Source organism: Cellulomonas fimi, assembly GCF_012952065.1.
GTDB lineage: Bacteria > Actinomycetota > Actinomycetes > Actinomycetales > Cellulomonadaceae > Pengzhenrongella > Pengzhenrongella fimi_A.
The window spans coordinates 100,909-117,779 of sequence record NZ_JABCJJ010000005.1 but is presented as its reverse complement, the minus strand read 5'-3'; the positions used below and the strand labels follow the sequence as shown (position 1 = coordinate 117,779).

14 protein-coding genes are annotated in these 16,871 nt (G+C 74.8%); all 14 read left to right on the top strand.

Annotated elements, in window-relative coordinates; translation table 11 throughout:
- Positions 1 to 71 precede the first annotated feature (71 nt).
- The gene (dhaK, locus tag HIR71_RS05130) at positions 72 to 1,067 is read left to right on the top strand and encodes a dihydroxyacetone kinase subunit DhaK (RefSeq protein WP_169323983.1); all 996 of its coding nucleotides are present in this window, start codon (positions 72 to 74) and stop codon (positions 1,065 to 1,067) included.
- Positions 1,068 to 1,234: 167 nt separating this feature from the next.
- A complete protein-coding gene (gene dhaL / locus HIR71_RS05125) occupies positions 1,235 to 1,939 on the top strand; it encodes a dihydroxyacetone kinase subunit DhaL (RefSeq protein ID WP_169323982.1) in 705 nt (234 codons plus the stop codon).
- Positions 1,926 to 2,705: a dihydroxyacetone kinase phosphoryl donor subunit DhaM gene (gene dhaM / locus HIR71_RS05120; protein ID WP_169323981.1), complete on the top strand. Its 780-nt coding sequence runs from the start codon at positions 1,926 to 1,928 to the stop codon at positions 2,703 to 2,705. The genes dhaL and dhaM overlap by 14 nt, the downstream gene beginning before the upstream one ends.
- Positions 2,706 to 2,762: 57 nt before the next feature.
- On the top strand, positions 2,763 to 3,419 hold the full coding sequence (locus tag HIR71_RS05115) for a TetR/AcrR family transcriptional regulator (RefSeq protein ID WP_169323980.1): 657 nt from the start codon (positions 2,763 to 2,765) through the stop codon (positions 3,417 to 3,419).
- Positions 3,420 to 3,531: 112 nt separating this feature from the next.
- Positions 3,532 to 5,256 carry an MDR family MFS transporter gene (locus HIR71_RS05110; protein ID WP_169323979.1) on the top strand — a complete coding sequence of 575 codons (1,725 nt, stop codon included), beginning with the start codon at positions 3,532 to 3,534 and terminating at the stop codon, positions 5,254 to 5,256.
- Positions 5,257 to 5,260: 4 nt separating this feature from the next.
- Entirely contained in the window at positions 5,261 to 5,698 is a 438-nt protein-coding gene (locus HIR71_RS05105) for a DUF4233 domain-containing protein (RefSeq protein ID WP_169323978.1), read from the top strand.
- Between the two features lie 20 nt (positions 5,699 to 5,718).
- Positions 5,719 to 6,156, top strand: coding sequence for a nucleoside-diphosphate kinase (ndk, locus tag HIR71_RS05100; RefSeq protein WP_169323977.1), 438 nt, complete (start codon positions 5,719 to 5,721; stop codon positions 6,154 to 6,156).
- Between the two features lie 107 nt (positions 6,157 to 6,263).
- Complete coding sequence (smc, locus tag HIR71_RS05095; RefSeq protein ID WP_169323976.1) at positions 6,264 to 9,833, top strand: chromosome segregation protein SMC; 3,570 nt, start codon at positions 6,264 to 6,266, stop codon at positions 9,831 to 9,833.
- A 126-nt stretch (positions 9,834 to 9,959) separates the two neighbouring features.
- Positions 9,960 to 10,274, top strand: a complete 315-nt coding sequence (locus HIR71_RS05090) for a hypothetical protein (RefSeq protein ID WP_169323975.1) — start codon at positions 9,960 to 9,962, stop codon at positions 10,272 to 10,274.
- A gap of 70 nt (positions 10,275 to 10,344) precedes the next feature.
- Positions 10,345 to 11,556, top strand: coding sequence for a signal recognition particle-docking protein FtsY (gene ftsY / locus HIR71_RS05085; RefSeq protein WP_169323974.1), 1,212 nt, complete (start codon positions 10,345 to 10,347; stop codon positions 11,554 to 11,556).
- Positions 11,557 to 11,720: 164 nt separating this feature from the next.
- Positions 11,721 to 13,082 carry an ammonium transporter gene (locus HIR71_RS05080; RefSeq protein ID WP_169323973.1) on the top strand — a complete coding sequence of 454 codons (1,362 nt, stop codon included), beginning with the start codon at positions 11,721 to 11,723 and terminating at the stop codon, positions 13,080 to 13,082.
- Positions 13,079 to 13,420 carry a P-II family nitrogen regulator gene (locus HIR71_RS05075; protein ID WP_169323972.1) on the top strand — a complete coding sequence of 114 codons (342 nt, stop codon included), beginning with the start codon at positions 13,079 to 13,081 and terminating at the stop codon, positions 13,418 to 13,420. The genes HIR71_RS05080 and HIR71_RS05075 overlap by 4 nt, the downstream gene beginning before the upstream one ends.
- A 2-nt stretch (positions 13,421 to 13,422) precedes the next feature.
- The gene (locus tag HIR71_RS05070; protein ID WP_169323971.1) at positions 13,423 to 15,216 is read left to right on the top strand and encodes a [protein-PII] uridylyltransferase family protein; all 1,794 of its coding nucleotides are present in this window, start codon (positions 13,423 to 13,425) and stop codon (positions 15,214 to 15,216) included.
- A gap of 43 nt (positions 15,217 to 15,259) precedes the next feature.
- Complete coding sequence (gene ffh / locus HIR71_RS05065) at positions 15,260 to 16,870, top strand: signal recognition particle protein (RefSeq protein WP_169323970.1); 1,611 nt, start codon at positions 15,260 to 15,262, stop codon at positions 16,868 to 16,870.
- The last annotated feature ends 1 nt before the right edge of the window (position 16,871 follow it).

The following is a 16,871-nucleotide window of genomic DNA, read 5'->3' as shown; positions in this document are numbered from 1 at the left end:
ACGCGTCGACGACGTCGCGTGGCACCCGTTGGTTCCGGCGCTCGGCGCCGGGTGCGAAGGGATGTGGCCGCGTGAAGAAGCTGATCAACGACCCGCAGGACGTGGTGCGGGAGTCCGTGGAGGGCTTCGGGCTCGCCCACGCCGACCTCGTCACCGTCAACCCGGATCCCCTCGTCGTCTCGCGCGCGGGTGGACCCGTCGCCGGCAAGGTCGGGCTCGTCTCGGGCGGGGGCAGCGGCCACGAGCCGCTGCACGCCGGGTTCGTCGGCGTCGGCATGCTCGACGCGGCCGTCCCGGGCGCGGTCTTCACGTCGCCGACCCCGGACCAGATCGCCCCCGCGCTGACGGTCGCGAGCGGCGGCGCGGGCGTGCTGGCGATCGTGAAGAACTACACCGGGGACGTGCTCAACTTCGAGACCGCGGTCGAGCTCGCCGAGGCCGACGACATCGAGGTGCGCACCGTCGTCGTGAACGACGACGTCGCGGTCGAGGACTCGCTCTACACGGCCGGTCGCCGCGGCGTCGCCGGCACGGTGGCCGTGGAGAAGATCGCGGGTGCCGCCGCCGAGCGCGGCGACGACCTCGCCACGGTCGCGGCCGTCGCCGAGCGCGTGGTGGCGAACGTGCGGTCGATGGGCGTCGCTCTGACGGCCTGCACCGTGCCGCACGCGGGGCGCCCGAGCTTCGACCTCCCGGAGGACGAGCTCGAGATCGGGATCGGCATCCACGGCGAGCCCGGTCGACGCCGGATACCGCTGGCCGGCGCCGACGCGATCACCGAGATGCTGCTGACCCCGGCCGCGGACGACCTCGGCCTGGCGCGTGGCGACGACGTGCTGCTCTTCGTCAACGGGATGGGCGGCACCCCGGCGTCGGAGCTCTACATCGTCTACCGGCACGCGCGGGCGCTCCTCGAGGGGCGCGGGGTCACGGTGGCGCGGTCGCTCGTCGGGAACTACGTGACCTCGCTCGAGATGCAGGGCGCCTCGGTGACGGTCCTGCGTCTCGACGACGAGCTGACCGCGCTGTGGGACGCGCCGGTCCGCACGGCGGCACTCCACTGGTGACCGGGTGCCGCCCCGCCCCGCCTGCCTCGGCGAGGCGGCACCTCGCCGATCCGGCCCGGGCGCGGTGGATGAATCACGCGAGCTCACGGCGCGCGACCGTGCGCGCGGGTCGATGATCGGGTGAGGGTGCTCGGCATGCGCCCGCGTGACGTGCGGAGAGGGAGACGATGACGCTGGACGTGGCATGGGCGGTCGACTGGACCCGTCGGACGGCCGAGCAGGTGGCCGCCCGTCGCGTCGAGCTGACCGAGCTGGACCGGCAGATCGGCGACGGTGACCACGGCGAGAACCTGGCCCGCGGCTTCTCGGCGGTCATCGCGCGGCTCGACGCGCTCGAGGACGCGCCCGCCGAGGTCGGTGACGTGCTCAAGCTCGTCGCGACGACGCTCATGTCGACCGTCGGCGGAGCGGCAGGCCCGCTCTACGGGACGGCCTACCTCCGGTCGGCGAAGGTCACCGGCGTGGACGCGCTCGACTCGCGCGCGGTCGTGGCGATGCTCGAGGCCGGGCTCGAGGGCGTCGTCGCGCGCGGGAAGGCGTCCCCGGGCGAGAAGACGATGGTCGACGCGTGGACGCCGGCGGTCGAGGCCGCGGTCGCTGCCGCCGACTCCGGTGCCGACCCCGCGGCGGTGCTCGCGGCGGCGGCCGACGCCGCGGAGGCGGGCGCGGTGGCGACGATCCCGCTCGTCGCCACGAAGGGGCGCGCCAGCTACCTGGGGGAGCGCAGCGCGGGTCACGCGGATCCCGGTGCGACGTCGACGGCCCTGGTGCTCCGAGCGGCGGCCGACGCCGCCGGTGCCGAGCGGGCCGGTCCCGAGGGGGCTGGTCGCAACAGGGCCCCTTCCGACAACGCCCGACATGACGGTGCCTGACGTGACGACGGGCCGGGTCGCCGGCCGCACGCCGCGGGTCGCGCTCGTGCTGGTCTCCCACTCCGCCGACGTCGCGGTCGGCACCGCCACGCTGGCGCGTCAGATGGCGACCGACGTCGCGATCCTTCCCGCGGGCGGCCTCGAGGACGGAGGCCTCGGTACGAGCTTCGCGCTCATCGCGCGAGCCGTCGAGCAGGCGGCGGCCGGCGACCGCCCGGTCGTCGTGCTCACGGATCTCGGCTCGGCGGTGCTGACCACGGAGTCGGTCCTCGAGCTCGCGGCCGACGACGTCGCCGGACGCGTCCTCCTGGTGGACGCCCCGTTCGTGGAGGGCGCGGTCGCCGCAGCCGTCGCCGCGGCCGGCGGCGGTGGCCTGAGCGAGGTCGCCGAGGCCGCGGAGTCCGCCGCCGCCTCGTTCGCGCGGTCCGGCGCGCCCGCACCGGTTGCGTCCGGGCCGGGTTCCTCCGCGGGTTCGCCCGGCGGGCGAGCGTCGACGCACGCCTCGTCGCCGACGGTGCGAGGGAGCGTCGTCCTGCGCAACCCGCTCGGCCTGCACGCGCGCCCGGCCGCTCAGCTGGCCCGCACGGCCGCGGAGTTCGACGCCACCGTGACGGTCGACGGCGTGGACGCGCGCAGCGTGCTGGCGCTCATCGGGTTGGGCGCGACCGGCGGGCGCGAGCTGGTGGTCGCGGCGTCGGGCCCGCAGGCACGGCCGGCGTTCGTCGCGGTGATGGACGAGATCGAGGCCGCTTTCGGCGAGGGGTGACCCACGCGACACAAGGTTGCATTGACTGCAAAGTTGCACCCCGCGTAACGTCACCGCGTGCCGTCGACCGTCTCCGTACCCAGCGCCCGCGCGCCGGGCGGCCCCGATGCGGGGGCCGAGCACCCGGTCGGGCTACGGGAGCGGCAGAAGCAGGCTCGACGCGAGGCGCTGATCGACGCCGCGCACCAGCTGGTCGAGCGCCACGGGCTCGACGGTGCGACGGTCGAGGCCATCTGCGTCGAGGCCGGGGTCTCGACCCGCACCTTCTTCAACTACTTCGAGTCGAAGGACGACGCCGTCCTCGGCATCGAGCCCTGGTCGCTCGACCCGGCGATCGCCGCGGAGTTCGTGGCGGGCGGTCCGACCGGACGCATCGTCGCCGATCTCGAGGTCGTCGTCGGGCACCTGATCGCGAAGCCGATGCTGGGACGCGAACGCCTCGCGGCCGCCCTCCGGCTCGCGCGGGACGAGCCGCGCCTGGTGGTCCGGCAGATGGCGTGGCTGGAGGACTACCGGCGCGAGATCGACACGCTGGTCAGGCGCAGGCTCGGGGCCGACGCCCCACCCGACCGCGTCGAGCTCCTCGGCGTCCTCGTCCTCGTCGTCACCCGGTCCGCCTTCGTCCGCTGGGACACGGCCGGCAGCGCGGGTGACGCGCGGGACCACGTCCGCGGCGTCGTCGAGGACCTGCGCGCGCTGCTCGCCGAGCTCTGAGGACCGGGCCCACCTGGCGCACCGCAGGCACCGCACGCACCGCACGCACGTCCCGCTCCACCGGCAACGGCGCCGTCATCCCACCCGCACGACCGTCGAACGAGGACCACCCATGGCATCCGCCGCCCCTGCCGCCCCGACGACGGGCGCACCACTGATCGTGCTGACCCAGCGCACCGTCCGGCTCATCTTCGGCGCCCTCCTGGCGAGCATGTTCCTGTCGTCGCTCGACCAGTCGATCGTCGGCACGGCCATGCCGACGATCGTCGGCGAGCTGGACGGCGTCGCGCACCAGGGGTGGGTCATCACGGCCTACATCCTCGCGATCGCGATCGTCATGCCGCTGTACGGCAAGTTCGGCGACCTGTGGGGCCGCCGCTACCCGTTCCTCGTCGCGATCGGGCTGTTCACGGTCGCGTCCGCCGGCGCGGGCTTCGCCCAGGGCTTCGGCGAGCTCGTGTTCTGGCGAGGGGTCCAGGGCCTGGGCGGCGGCGGGCTGATGATCCTGTCCCAGGCGATCATCGCGGACATCGTGCCAGCCAAGGACCGCGGCAAGTACATGGGGCCGATGGGCGCCCTGTTCGGCATCGCGGCCGTGATCGGCCCGCTGCTCGGCGGCGTGTTCACGGACAAGCTCGACTGGCGCTGGACCTTCTGGATCAACATCCCGATCGGCATCGCGGCGTTCGCGGTCGCCTGGAAGACGCTCAGGCTCCCGAGCCACCGCGCGGGCCGCACGATCGACGTCGCGGGCATCGTGCTCATGGTGCTCGCCACGTCCGGGCTGGTCCTCGCGACGAGCTGGGAGAGCTGGAGCGGCAACCGCGGCTTCGACTGGTCGAACCCGGGCCTGCTCGCTCTCGTCGTCGGCACGCTGGTCTCGGCCGTCGCGTTCGTCCTGGTCGAGCAGCGCGCCGAGGAGCCGCTGCTGCCGCTCCACCTGTTCAGGAACCCGACGTTCGCCATCGCGACCTCGGTCGGCCTCGTCATCGGCATGGGGATGTTCGCGGCGCTCGGCTTCCTGCCCCTCTTCCTGCAGATGGCGACCGGCGCGGGCGTGACCGAGTCGGGCTTCCTCATGCTCCCGATGATGGCCGGCGTCATGCTCACCGCCATCGGGTCCGGGATCGCGATCACGAGGACCGGGCGCTACCGGGCGTACCCCATCGTCGGCATGGCGATCGCGACGCTCGGCCTCATCTGGCTCACGCGGCTGACCGGCGAGACCTCGATGCTGCTGTTCGGCACGATGATCTTCGTGCTCGGCGCCGGCCTCGGGCTCGTCATGCAGACGATCGTCCTGGCGGTCCAGAACTCGGTCGACCCGCACGAGCTCGGCACGGCCACGAGCTCGAACAACTTCTTCCGGGAGATCGGCGCGGCCGTCGGCACGGCGCTGTTCAGCACGATCTTCGTCTCGCGTCTCGAGGACGACCTCGGGGACGTCTTCGCGGGCGCGCCGGCCCGGGCGGGCACGACCGACGGGCTCACCCCGGCGATCGTGGCCGAGCTGCCCGAGCCGCTGCACTCGGGCGTGGTGGACGCGTACGCGAACGCCCTGGCGCCGGCGTTCTGGTACCTCGTGCCGCTGATCGCCCTCGGCTTCGTCCTCACGCTCTTCCTGCGCGAGGTGAAGCTCTCCGACGTCGCCGGGATGGTGGCGCGCGGTGAGGCGGTGGCCGATCGCGGGGCGCTCGTCGAGGGCACGCCGGGCGAGCTCACGGCGGCCGGGTACGGCCCCGAGGCGGGCCGACGGTCCTCGGGGGAGGTGCTCGACGACGACGGCCCGGCAGGCGGTCGAGGCCGGCGGGGCGACCGCCGGGCGCCGGTAGCCTGACGCGATGACCACCCCGCAGTCCGACGTGCCCGCCGGAGCCGCGCGGCGTCGCTCCGCCCGGCGCACCTTCGCCGCGACCACGCTGGTGCTCGAGGCGTTCGTGGTGCTCTTCGCGACAGCGATGGCGTACGCGCTGCGGGCCGCGCCCGGGAGCGTGGTCTGGGCGATCGGGGGGACGCTCAGCATCGTGCTCCTCCTGCTCTCCGGGATGCTGCGCAGCCCGGGCGGGTACGTGGCGGGCAGCATCGTCCAGGTGCTGCTGCTCCTGGGCGGCGTCGCGCTCCTCGTCGCGCCGGTCGAGGCGGCCGGTTTCGTCGGCACGATGACGCTCGTGGTCGCCGGCGTGTTCGTGGCGTTGTGGGTCACGGGGCTGCGGCTGGGCGCGCGGATCGACCGCGAGAAGGCCGACTGGGATGCGGCGCACCCGGTCGGCCAGGGCTGAGTTGGTTAGGGTCTGACCTCATGACCGACACCGCTGCCCAGACCGAGCGCACCCTCGTCCTCGTCAAGCCGGACGCCGTCGAACGTGGGCTCACGGGGGAGATCCTGCGCCGCGTGGAGGCCAAGGGGTACCGGCTGGTCGCCGCCGAGCTGCGGACCGCCGACGACGCGCTCCTGGCCGCCCACTACGCCGAGCACGAGGGCAAGCCGTTCTACGCCCCGCTCGTCGACTTCATGCGGTCGGGCCCGGTCCTCGCGGTGGTCGCGGAGGGTCAGCGCGTGATCGAGGGCTTCCGTGCGCTCGCGGGGACCACCGACCCTACCGGGGCCGCGCCGGGGACGATCCGCGGCGACCTCGGGCGGGACTGGGGGCTCGCGGTCCAGCAGAACCTCGTGCACGGCTCCGACTCCCCGGAGTCGGCGGCGCGCGAGATCGGGCTGTGGTTCCCGGGCCTGTGACGCCCGCGTGAGCTGCAGGTGAGGCGTCCGTGATCCCGCGGGTGACGCACCGCTCGCGCACGGCACGGCAGTCCGCGATCCCGCCGCGCACCTCGTAGGCTGCCCCGGTGCACCTCAAGACCCTGACGCTGCGCGGCTTCAAGTCGTTCGCCTCGGCGACGACGCTGCGCTTCGAGCCGGGCGTCACGTGCGTCGTCGGCCCCAACGGGTCGGGCAAGTCGAACGTCGTCGACGCGCTCGCCTGGGTGATGGGCGAGCAGGGCGCCAAGTCCCTGCGCGGCGGCAAGATGGAGGACGTCATCTTCGCCGGCACCGCCGGCCGGCCGCCGCTCGGTCGGGCCGAGGTGTCGCTCACGATCGACAACACCGACGGCGCGCTCCCGATCGAGTACACCGAGGTCACGATCTCGCGGACGCTGTTCCGCAACGGCGGGTCCGAGTACGCGATCAACGGCTCGTCGTGCCGGCTCCTCGACATCCAGGACCTGCTCTCCGACTCGGGCCTCGGCCGGGAGATGCACGTGATCGTCGGGCAGGGGCAGCTCGACGCGGTCCTGCGCGCCACGCCCGAGGAGCGCCGCGGCTTCATCGAGGAGGCCGCCGGGGTCCTCAAGCACCGCAAGCGCAAGGAGAAGGCGCTCCGCAAGCTCGAGGCGATGCAGGCCAACCTCACGCGTCTGGGGGACCTGACGAGCGAGATCCGCCGGCAGCTCGGACCGCTCGGCAAGCAGGCCGAGGTGGCCCGACGCGCGCAGACGGTGCAGGCGGACCTGCGCGACGCCCGCGCGCGGCTGCTCGCCGACGACCTCGCCCAGCTCAGCGCCACGCTCGAGCAGGAGATCGCGGACGAGTCCGCGCTGCGCGCGCGGCGCACCGAGGTCGAGACCCGGCTGGACGGTGCACGGGCCCGGCTGGCCGACGTCGAGCGGCTCGCCGCCGAGGAGGCCCCCCGGCTCTCGGACGCGAGCGAGGTCTGGTACCGGCTCTCGTCGCTGCGTGAGCGCCTGCGTGGCACGTCGACGCTCGCGTCCGAGCGGCTGCGCCTGCTCGGCTCCGCGGCCGCCGAGCCCGAGGCGCGCCGCGACCCGAACGACCTCGAGGCGCAGGCCCAACGGGTGCGGGCGGCCGAGGCCGAGCTCGCGGCCGAGGTCGACCTCGCGCGGGCCGCGCTCGCGGCCGCGGTGACGGCGCGTCACGAGGCGGAGACGGCGTCGACGGAGGCCGAGCGGAGCCTCGCGACGTCGCTGCGCGGCGCGGCAGACCGCCGGGAGGGGCTCGCGCGGCTCGCCGGCCAGGTGGCCGCGCGGCGCAGCCGGGTCGAGGCGACCGAGAGCGAGATCGGCCGGCTCCGTGAGTCGCTCGCCGAGGCGGAGCGCCGCGCCGCGCAGGCGACGAGCGACTTCGCGGCGCTCGAGACCCAGGTCGCCGGGGTCGAGGAGGGCGAGGAGGGCCTCGACGCCGAGCACGAGGCCGCGGCGGACGCCGTCGAGCAGGCGACCACGCGGGTGCGGACCGTCCGCGAGGAGCTGGCCGCGGCCGAGCGTGACCGGTCGGCGTCGAGCGCGCGGATCGAGACGCTCGAGCTGAGCCTCACGCGCAAGGACGGCGCCGGCGCGCTGCTGTCTGCGGACGGGCTCGCCGGCACGCTCGGGTCGCTCGCCGCGCTGCTCAGCATCACCCCCGGCAACGAGGACGCCATCGCGGCGGCGCTCGGCCCGGCGGCCGACGCGGTCGCGGTCGAGTCGGTCGACGCGGCCGTCGACGCCATCCGCCGGCTCCGGACCGACGACGCCGGACGCGCCACGCTCGTGATCGGCGGCTCCTCCGCGCTGCCGGTGGCGGGTGACGTGCCGCCGGGCGCCGAGCGGGCCGTCGACCTCGTGCGGGCGCCGCAGGAGGTGCGGCAGGCGGTCGACGCGCTGCTCGCCGACGTCGTCGTGGTCGAGGACCTCGCGACGGCCCGGGCGATCGTGGCCGACCACCCGGGGCTCCGCGTCGTCACCCGCGGCGGGGACCTGCTCTCGAGCACCCGGGCGTCCGGCGGGTCCGCGACCGCCCCGAGCGTCCTGCACCTGCAGGCCGCGCTCGAGGAGGCGCGCGCTGCCCAGGCCGACGCGGTCGCGCGGGGCGAGCGCGCCCGGTTCGAGCTCGCCGTCGCCACCGAGGCGGAGGCCGCCGCGCGGGCCGCGTACGAGGACACGCTCGACCGGCTCAACCAGTCCGACGCCGCTCTCGCGGCCGTGGCCGAGCAGCTCGGTCACCTCGGCGCGACCGCGCGGGGCGCCCGTGCCGAGGCCGAGCGCGTCCAGGTCTCGCTCGCGAGGGCGGCGGAGGCGCTCGCCGCCGATCAGGCCGAGCTGGTCGAGCTCGCCGAGCGGCTCGCGGCCGCCGAGACCGAGCCCGCCGAGACGGAGGCGGCGATCGCCGCAGGGACCGTCGAGCGCGACCGGCTCGCCGAGCTCGCCACGCAGGCGCGGGGGCGCGAGACGGACGCACGCCTCACGTTGCGGACGAGCGAGGAGCGCGCACGCGCCCTCGCCGGCCGGGCGGAGTCGCTCGAACGCGCCGCGGAGGCCGAGCGCGTCGCGCGGGCCCGGGCGGCCGAGCGCGAGCGCGTGCGCGTGCACCAGGCCCGCCTCGCCGAGGCGGTGCGCAGCGGGGCGCAGCAGACCCTCGCGGCGCTCGAGGTCTCGCTGCACCGCGCCGGTGCGGAGCGCGAGGCCGCGGAGGCGGCGCGCGCCGAGCGCGACGTGACGCTGACCGCGCTCCGGGCCGACGCCGACGTGCTCGCGCGACAGCTCGCCGAGCTCACGGACGTCGCGCACCGGGACGAGGTGGCGCGGGCGCAGCAGCTGCTCCGGATCGAGCAGCTCCAGACGCGGTCGGTCGAGGACCTCGGCCTCGACCCGCAGGTGCTGCTCGACGAGTTCGGGCCCGACCGGCCGGTCCCGGTGCTGGGCGAGCGGGGCGCGGACGCCGACGAGGGCCCGCACGAGATCCCGTACGTGCGCGACGAGCAGACCAAGCGCCTGCGGGCGGCCGAGCGCGCCCTCGCGCTCCTCGGCCGGGTCAACCCGCTCGCGCTCGAGGAGTTCGCGGCGCTCGAGGAGCGGCACAAGTTCCTCACCGACCAGCTCGCCGACCTCAAGAAGTCCCGGGCCGACCTGCTCGAGATCGTGCGCGAGATCGACGAGCGCGTCGAGCAGGTGTTCACCGACGCCTACCGCGACACCGCCGCGCAGTTCGAGCGCGTCTTCCCGCGACTCTTCCCCGGCGGCGAGGGGCGGCTCGTCCTGACCGAGCCGGACGACATGCTCGCGACCGGGATCGAGGTCGAGGCCCGGCCGGCCGGCAAGAAGGTCAAGCGGCTGTCCCTGCTCTCGGGCGGCGAGCGGTCGCTGACGGCGGTCGCGCTCCTGGTGTCGATCTTCAAGGCGCGCCCGAGCCCGTTCTACGTCATGGACGAGGTCGAGGCCGCGCTCGACGACGCGAACCTGGGCCGGCTGCTCGGGATCTTCACCGAGCTCCAGGAGGACAGCCAGCTCATCGTGGTGACGCACCAGAAGCGCACGATGGAGATCGCCGACGCGCTGTACGGCGTCACCATGCGGGGTGACGGCGTGACCACCGTGATCAGTCAGCGCATGCGGGAGGACCGCCAGCCCGCGCCCGCGTGACACCGCGCCGGACGCCGGTCCGTGTCGGCGGCCCGTGAAGGCGGCACGTGAAGATGTGGTGCGGATCGCACCGCCGCAGCGCCCTGCCGGCGCGTCCGGCCACGGTGGGCGGGAGAGGATGGGCCCATGACCTCCATCCTCGTCGGGACCCTCGTCGCGCTCGCTGCGGCCGTCCTCGTCCTCGTCCTCGCGAGCGTGGCCGGCGGGCGCGAGGGCGGGCCCGCCGGCCTCCTCGCCACGCTGCGCGGCGGCATCCAGCAGGTGCGCGGCGGCCGACCGCTGGTCACGACGCACGACGACGCGGTCGACGACGACCTCGACGAGTTCTTCGCGGCGACGGAGGTCGACGAGGACCCGTACCTGCGCGTGGACGACCTCACCGGGACCTGGGGACGGGTGCGCGCGCGGGCGGTGCGCGGCGTCGCGCACGCCCGTCGCTGAGCCGTCCGCCGCCGCCTCCACCCGGCCCCTGCTGCGCGGCACGCCCGGCCCCTCCTGAGACACTTCTCCGGTGAACGAGACCCTCGAGCTCCTCCTCGCCATCGGCCTGCCGACCCTTGCCGCCCTCGGGACGGCGGTCGCCGTGGTGTCCCGCCGGCGCCGGCGGCCCCCGACGCTGCCGCCCGCGGAGCGCGCCCCCGAGACTCCTCCAGCCGACGCGCCTCCCACCGACGCGCCGCCGACCGAGGGACTCGTCCCGCCGCCGGTCACCGAGCCCGACGTCGTCGTGCCCGACACCCCGGCGGAGCTCGCGCCCGAGCTCGAGGTGCCCGAGGCGGTCGGCGGACGGCTCGCGCGCCTCCGCGGGCGTCTCGCCCGCTCGGGCTCACCGCTCGGCGCCCGGCTGCTCGCCGTCCTCTCGCGTGACCACCTCACCGAGGACGACTGGGACGAGCTCGAGGAGACCCTGCTGCTCGCGGACGTGGGCGCCGGGCCGACCGGTGAGCTGATCGACGCGCTCCGCACGGAGGTCCGGGTCCGGGGGATCCAGGACCCGGCGGCGGCACGAGCGCTGCTGCGCGAGCAGCTCGTCGCGCTGGTCGACCCGTCGCTCGACCGCTCGCTCGCCACCCAGCCGGTGGTGGGGGACGACGGCGAGCCGCGCCCCGCCGTCGTGCTCGTCGTCGGGGTCAACGGCACGGGGAAGACGACGACCGTCGGCAAGCTCGCGCGCGTGCTCGTGGCCGAGGGGCGCACCGTGGTCCTCGGTGCCGCGGACACGTTCCGCGCCGCGGCCGCCGACCAGCTCGAGACCTGGGGCTCGCGGGTCGGCGTGCCGACCGTCCGGTCGGACCGCGACGGCGCCGACCCGGCCGCGGTCGCGTTCGACGCGGTGCGCACGGGTCGCAGCACGGGCGCCGACGTCGTGCTGGTGGACACCGCCGGCCGGCTGCAGAACAAGGCCGGACTCATGGACGAGCTCGGGAAGATCACGCGGGTGATCACCCGGGAGGCCCCGCTGAGCGAGGTGCTCCTCGTGCTGGACGCCACGACGGGCCAGAACGGCATGAACCAGGCCCGGGTGTTCGCCGAGGTCGCGGGCGTGACCGGGGTCGTGCTGACGAAGCTCGACGGCACGGCCAAGGGCGGCATCGTCGTCGCGGTCCAGCGGGAGCTCGGGCTGCCGGTCAAGCTCGTCGGCCTCGGCGAGGGGGCGGACGACCTCGCGCCGTTCGACGTCGACGACTTCGTGGACGGCCTGCTGGGGGACGGTACGGCGTAGCGCCGGCCCATCGACCGGCCGCTGCACGACCCGCGAAACGCAACGTTTACGTGGGTGCGCACCTTGTCACACCGCCGTAACGCCTCGTGCCACCAGGGGAAACCGCACTCCCCGACCGTGGTGCCCGACCGGCCGCCCGGCCGGCGAGGGGAGAGGCGATCCACATGGAGCTGGACACCGGAGCGACAGCCTGGATGCTGATGTCAGCGTCCTTGGTGCTCCTCATGACGCCAGGCCTGGCGTTCTTCTACGGCGGCATGGTCCGCGGCAAGTCCGTCCTCAACATGCTGATGATGTCGTTCGGCGCGATGGCCGTGATCATGGTCGTGTACGTGCTGTGGGGCTGGTCGATGTCCTACGGCTCGGACCTCGGCGGCATCGTGGGCAACCCGTTCGACCAGTTCGGTCTCGCCGGGACGCTGTACGACGACGCGGGGGAGTTCGCGATCGACGGGTTCGGCGTCCCCGTGGCGGTGGGAGTCGCCTTCCAGGTGACCTTCGCGATCATCACGACGGCCCTCATCAGCGGCGCGATCGCCGACCGCGTGCGGTTCAGCACCTGGATGGTCTTCGCGGCGATCTGGGTCACGCTGAGCTACTTCCCGCTCGCGCACATGGTCTGGGGCGGCGGCCTGCTGAGCGGCGCGGAGGGCGGGATCGCGGCGGCGCTGTTCGGGGCCACCGACGGCACCGCGAACACGACCCCGATCGACTTCGCGGGCGGCACCGTGGTCCACATCAACGCCGGCGTCGCGGCGCTCGTGCTCGCGCTGGTCGTGGGCAGGCGCAGGGGCTTCGGCAAGGAGCCGATGCGCCCGCACAACCTGCCGTTCGTGATGCTCGGCGCGGCCCTGCTGTGGTTCGGCTGGTTCGGGTTCAACGCGGGCTCGGCGTTCACGGCCGACGGGCTCGCGGGCCTCGCGTGGGTCAACACGTCGGCGGCCACCGCCGCGGCGGTGCTCGGCTGGCTCGCCACCGAGCGGATCCGTGACGGCCACGCGACGTCGCTCGGTGCGGCGTCGGGCATCGTGGCGGGCCTGGTCGCGGTCACGCCGGCGGCCGGGGCGCTCACCCCGGTCACGTCGCTCGTCCTCGGGCTGGTCGCCGGGGCGCTGTGCGCGCTCGCCGTCGGGCTCAAGTTCCGGTTCGGCTACGACGACTCGCTCGACGTCGTCGGCGTCCACCTGGTCGGTGGCCTGGTCGGCACCGTGGCGCTCGGGTTCCTCGCGACCGACACCGGGCTCCTGCTCGGCGGCGGGATCGACCAGCTCGTGATCCAGGTGATCATCGCCGCGGTGGCGATGCTCTTCTCCGGCGTGGTGACCCTGGTGATCGCGCTCGCGCTCAAGGCCACGATGGGCTGGCGGGTCCCGGAGGAGACCGAGGTCGGCGGGATCGACCTCGGGGTGCACGGCGAGACGGCGTACGAGGCGCTCGGCGCTCGTATCTCCTCGCACGACGGGGCCCGCACGACGACGACGACGACGGACAGCGTCCCCGTGACGCGGACGGAGGTGACGGCATGACCAAGCTCGTGACCGGGGTGATCCAGCCCCACCGGCTCGACGACGTGAAGTCCGCGCTCGAGGCGTTCGGCGTGCGTGGCATGACGGTGAGCGAGGCGAGCGGGTACGGCCGGCAGCGCGGGCACACCGAGGTCTACCGGGGCGCCGAGTACACCGTCGACCTCGTGCCCAAGGTCCGGATCGAGGTGCTCGTCACGGACGAGGACGCGGCTTCGGTGACGCAGGTGATCGTCAAGGCGGCCCAGACGGGCAAGATCGGCGACGGCAAGGTCTGGGTCGTGCCGGTCGAGGACGTCGCCCGCGTCCGCACCGGCGAGCACGGCGCCGAGGCCCTCTAGGCATGGCCACCCGGGCGCCCGAGGTCCCGCACCCCCGTGACGGGGTGCGGGACCTCCGGGTCGACCGGCTGGACCTCGCCACCCGCCTGAGCGGACCCGGGTCCGACGGGGCCGCGCGGCGTGCCGCCGTCGCCGAGCTGGTCATGGCGCGGCTCGCGGGGCTCTGGGCGTCGGTGACGGAGGAGGCCGACGGCGGCCCCGACGGCCCGTCGGGCATCGCGCTCGGCGCCGTGGGGAGCGTGGGGCGCGGTGACCCGAGCCCGGCGAGCGACCTGGACCTCGTCCTCGTGCACGACGGGCGCGGGCACTCCGCCGAACAGCTCGCCGGGCTCGCGGAGCGCCTCTGGTACCCCCTGTGGGACGCCGGCCTCGACCTGGACCACGCGGTGCGCTCGCTCGCGCAGTGCCGCCAGGTGGCGTCGACGGACCTTCCTGCGGCCGTCGGGCTGCTCGAGCTGCGGCCGGTCGCGGGCGACGTCGTCGTCGTGCACCGCGCGCGGTCGGCGCTGCTGACCGACTGGCGGTCGGCCGCCCGGCGCCGCCTGCCCGAGCTGCTCGCCTCGACGCGCGAGCGCGCGGAACGGCACGGCGAGCTGGCCTACCTCGTCGAGCCCGACCTCAAGGAGTCGCGCGGCGGGATCCGCGACGCCGTCGTGCTGTCCGCGCTCGCGGCGACCTGGCTCACGGACCGACCGCACGGCGCCGTCGACGCCGCGCACGCCCACCTCCTCGACGTCCGGGACGCGCTCCAGGTCGCGACGCGCCGACGCACCAACCGGCTGCTGCTCGCCGACCAGGACGAGGTCGCGGACCTGGTCGGTGCCGACGATGCGGACGACCTCCTCGCCGGGCTCGCCGAGGCCGGGCGCATCATCTCCGCGGCGCTCGACACGACGGTCCGGCACGCGCGCCAGGCGCTCCAGCGTCCCGCGCTCACGCGGCGCCCCGTGCTGGTGCGCGGACGGCGCGCCGCGCCGCGGCTGCGCTCGGTCGGCGAGGGGCTCGTGGAGCACGACGGCGAGCTGGTGCTCGGCGTGGACGCGCGCCCCGCGGACGACGCCCTGCTCCCGCTGCGGGCCGCCTCGACGTCGGCCCGGACCGGGCTCCCGCTGTCACCCGTCACCGTCGCGAGCCTGAGCCGCACCCCGTCGCTGCCCGAGCCGTGGCCCCGCGCGGCCCGCGAGTCGCTGCTCCAGCTGCTGGGCAGCGGACGGGCGCAGGTGCCGGTGTGGGAGCAGCTCGACCTGGCGGGAGTCGTCACCTCCTGGATCCCCGAGTGGGCCGCGGTGCGCAACCGGCCGCAGCGCTCGGCCGTCCACCGGCACACCGTCGACCGGCACCTGGTCGAGACCGCGGCCCGGGCGTCGCGCGTCGCCCGTGGCCTCCGGCTCGGCGACGGGCTCGGGACGCTCCTGCTCGCGGCTCTCCTGCACGACATCGGCAAGCGGCCCGGCGCGACCGACCACTGCGCACAGGGGTCGCGGCTCGTGGAGCCGATCCTGGCGCGGATGGGGTTCGAGGACGCGACCCGCGCGGACGTCGCACGGCTCGTGCGCCACCACCTGACGCTCGCGGGGCTCGCGACGACCCGGGATCCCGACGACCCCGCGACCCTCCGGGAGCTGCTCGACGCCGTCGACCACCGGCTCGACCTGCTCGTGCTGCTGCGCGCGCTGACGGAGGCGGACGCGTCCGCCGCCGGGCCGACCGCCTGGACCGCGTGGCGCGCGAGACTCGTGGACGACCTCACGGACCGGGCCACGGCGGGGCTGGCAGGTACGCTGGACCGTCCGTGACCTGAGAACGAACGGTCCTGAGAACGAACGGTGAGGATCCCCGGTGTTCGCCACCCTGTCCGATCGACTGACGTCGACCTTCAAGAACCTGCGCACCAAGGGCCGGCTCTCCGAGGCGGACATCGACGCGACCGTCCGCGAGATCCGTCGGGCCCTGCTCGACGCCGACGTCGCGGTGCAGGTCGTCCGCGCGTTCACGTCGACGGTGCGCGAGCGCGCGCTCTCGGCCGAGGTGTCCGGCGCGCTCAACCCTGCGCAGCAGGTCGTCAAGATCGTCAACGAGGAGCTCGTCGCGATCCTCGGCGGCGACAACCGTCCGCTGACCTTCGCGAAGGCCCCCCCGACCGTCATCCTGCTGGCGGGTCTCCAGGGCGCGGGCAAGACGACGCTCGCCGGCAAGCTCGCGCTCCACCTGCGCGGCCAGGGCCACACGCCGTTGCTCGTCGCCGCCGATCTCCAGCGGCCGAACGCGGTGACCCAGCTCAAGGTGGTGGGGGAGCGCGCCGGCGTCCCGGTCTTCGCCCCGCACCCCGGCACGGCGGGCCACGAGGGCGCCGGTGTGCCCGGCGACCCGGTCGCGGTCGCCCGCGACGGGCTCGCGACGGCCCGCTCACGCCAGCACGACGTGGTCATCGTCGACACGGCCGGCCGTCTCGGCGTCGACGCCGAGCTGATGCAGCAGGCCTCCGACATCCGGGACGCCGTCGACCCTGACGAGATCCTGTTCGTCATCGACGCGATGATCGGGCAGGACGCGGTCGCGACCGCGCAGGCCTTCGCCGACGGCGTCGGGTTCACCGGTGTGGTGCTGTCGAAGCTCGACGGCGACGCGCGCGGTGGCGCGGCGCTCTCGGTCGCCTCGGTGACCGGCCGCCCGATCCTCTTCGCGTCGACCGGTGAGAAGCTCACCGACTTCGAGGTCTTCCACCCGGACCGCATGGCCTCGCGCATCCTCGACATGGGCGACGTGCTCACGCTCATCGAGCAGGCCGAGAAGGCGTTCGACGCCGACCAGGCGGAGGCGATGGCGGCCAAGCTCGTCTCGGGCGACGGCTTCACGCTCGAGGACTTCCTCGTGCAGATGCAGCAGCTCAGGAAGATGGGCTCGATGAAGAAGATGCTGGGCATGCTGCCCGGCATGGGGCAGATGCGTGAGGCCCTCGACGACTTCGACGAGCGCGAGGTCGACCGGATCGAGGCGATCGTCCGCTCGATGACGCCCGCCGAGCGGCGCGCCCCGAAGATCATCAACGGCTCGCGACGTGCGCGCATCGCTCGCGGCTCCGGCACGACGGCGACCGACGTCAACCAGCTGCTCGACCGGTTCGCCGGCGCCCAGAAGATGATGGCGCAGATGGCCAAGGGCGGCGGCATGCCCGGCATGGCGGGCATGCCCGGGATGGGCAACCTGCCGGGCATGGGTGGCAAGAAGTCCCGTGGCAGGACCGCGCCGGCGCCGCGCGGCAAGAAGGGCAAGTCGGGGAACCCGGCCAAGCGCGCCGAGCAGGAGCGGCTCGCGGCCGAGCGCGCCGCCGGTCTGGCGCCGCGCGCGCCGCAAGGCTCGGCGTTCGGGCTCGGGGAGGCGCAGGACGGCGCGCGCGACGCCGACGAGATCCAGCTGCCCGCGGGGCTCGAGAAGTTCCTGGGTCGCTGAC

Bases quoted from the DNA above. Each gene is read 5' to 3' on its own strand.
- dhaL (WP_169323982.1), top strand. From the start codon at position 1,235: ATGACGCTGGACGTGGCATGGGCGGTCGACTGGACCCGTCGGACGGCC.
- ndk (WP_169323977.1), top strand. From the start codon at position 5,719: ATGACCGACACCGCTGCCCAGACCGAGCGCACCCTCGTCCTCGTCAAG.
- HIR71_RS05110 (WP_169323979.1), top strand. From the start codon at position 3,532: ATGGCATCCGCCGCCCCTGCCGCCCCGACGACGGGCGCACCACTGATC.
- HIR71_RS05105 (WP_169323978.1), top strand. From the start codon at position 5,261: ATGACCACCCCGCAGTCCGACGTGCCCGCCGGAGCCGCGCGGCGTCGC.
- HIR71_RS05090 (WP_169323975.1), top strand. From the start codon at position 9,960: ATGACCTCCATCCTCGTCGGGACCCTCGTCGCGCTCGCTGCGGCCGTC.
- HIR71_RS05075 (WP_169323972.1), top strand. From the start codon at position 13,079: ATGACCAAGCTCGTGACCGGGGTGATCCAGCCCCACCGGCTCGACGAC.
- HIR71_RS05080 (WP_169323973.1), top strand. From the start codon at position 11,721: ATGGAGCTGGACACCGGAGCGACAGCCTGGATGCTGATGTCAGCGTCC.
- dhaM (WP_169323981.1), top strand. From the start codon at position 1,926: ATGACGGTGCCTGACGTGACGACGGGCCGGGTCGCCGGCCGCACGCCG.
- HIR71_RS05070 (WP_169323971.1), top strand. From the start codon at position 13,423: ATGGCCACCCGGGCGCCCGAGGTCCCGCACCCCCGTGACGGGGTGCGG.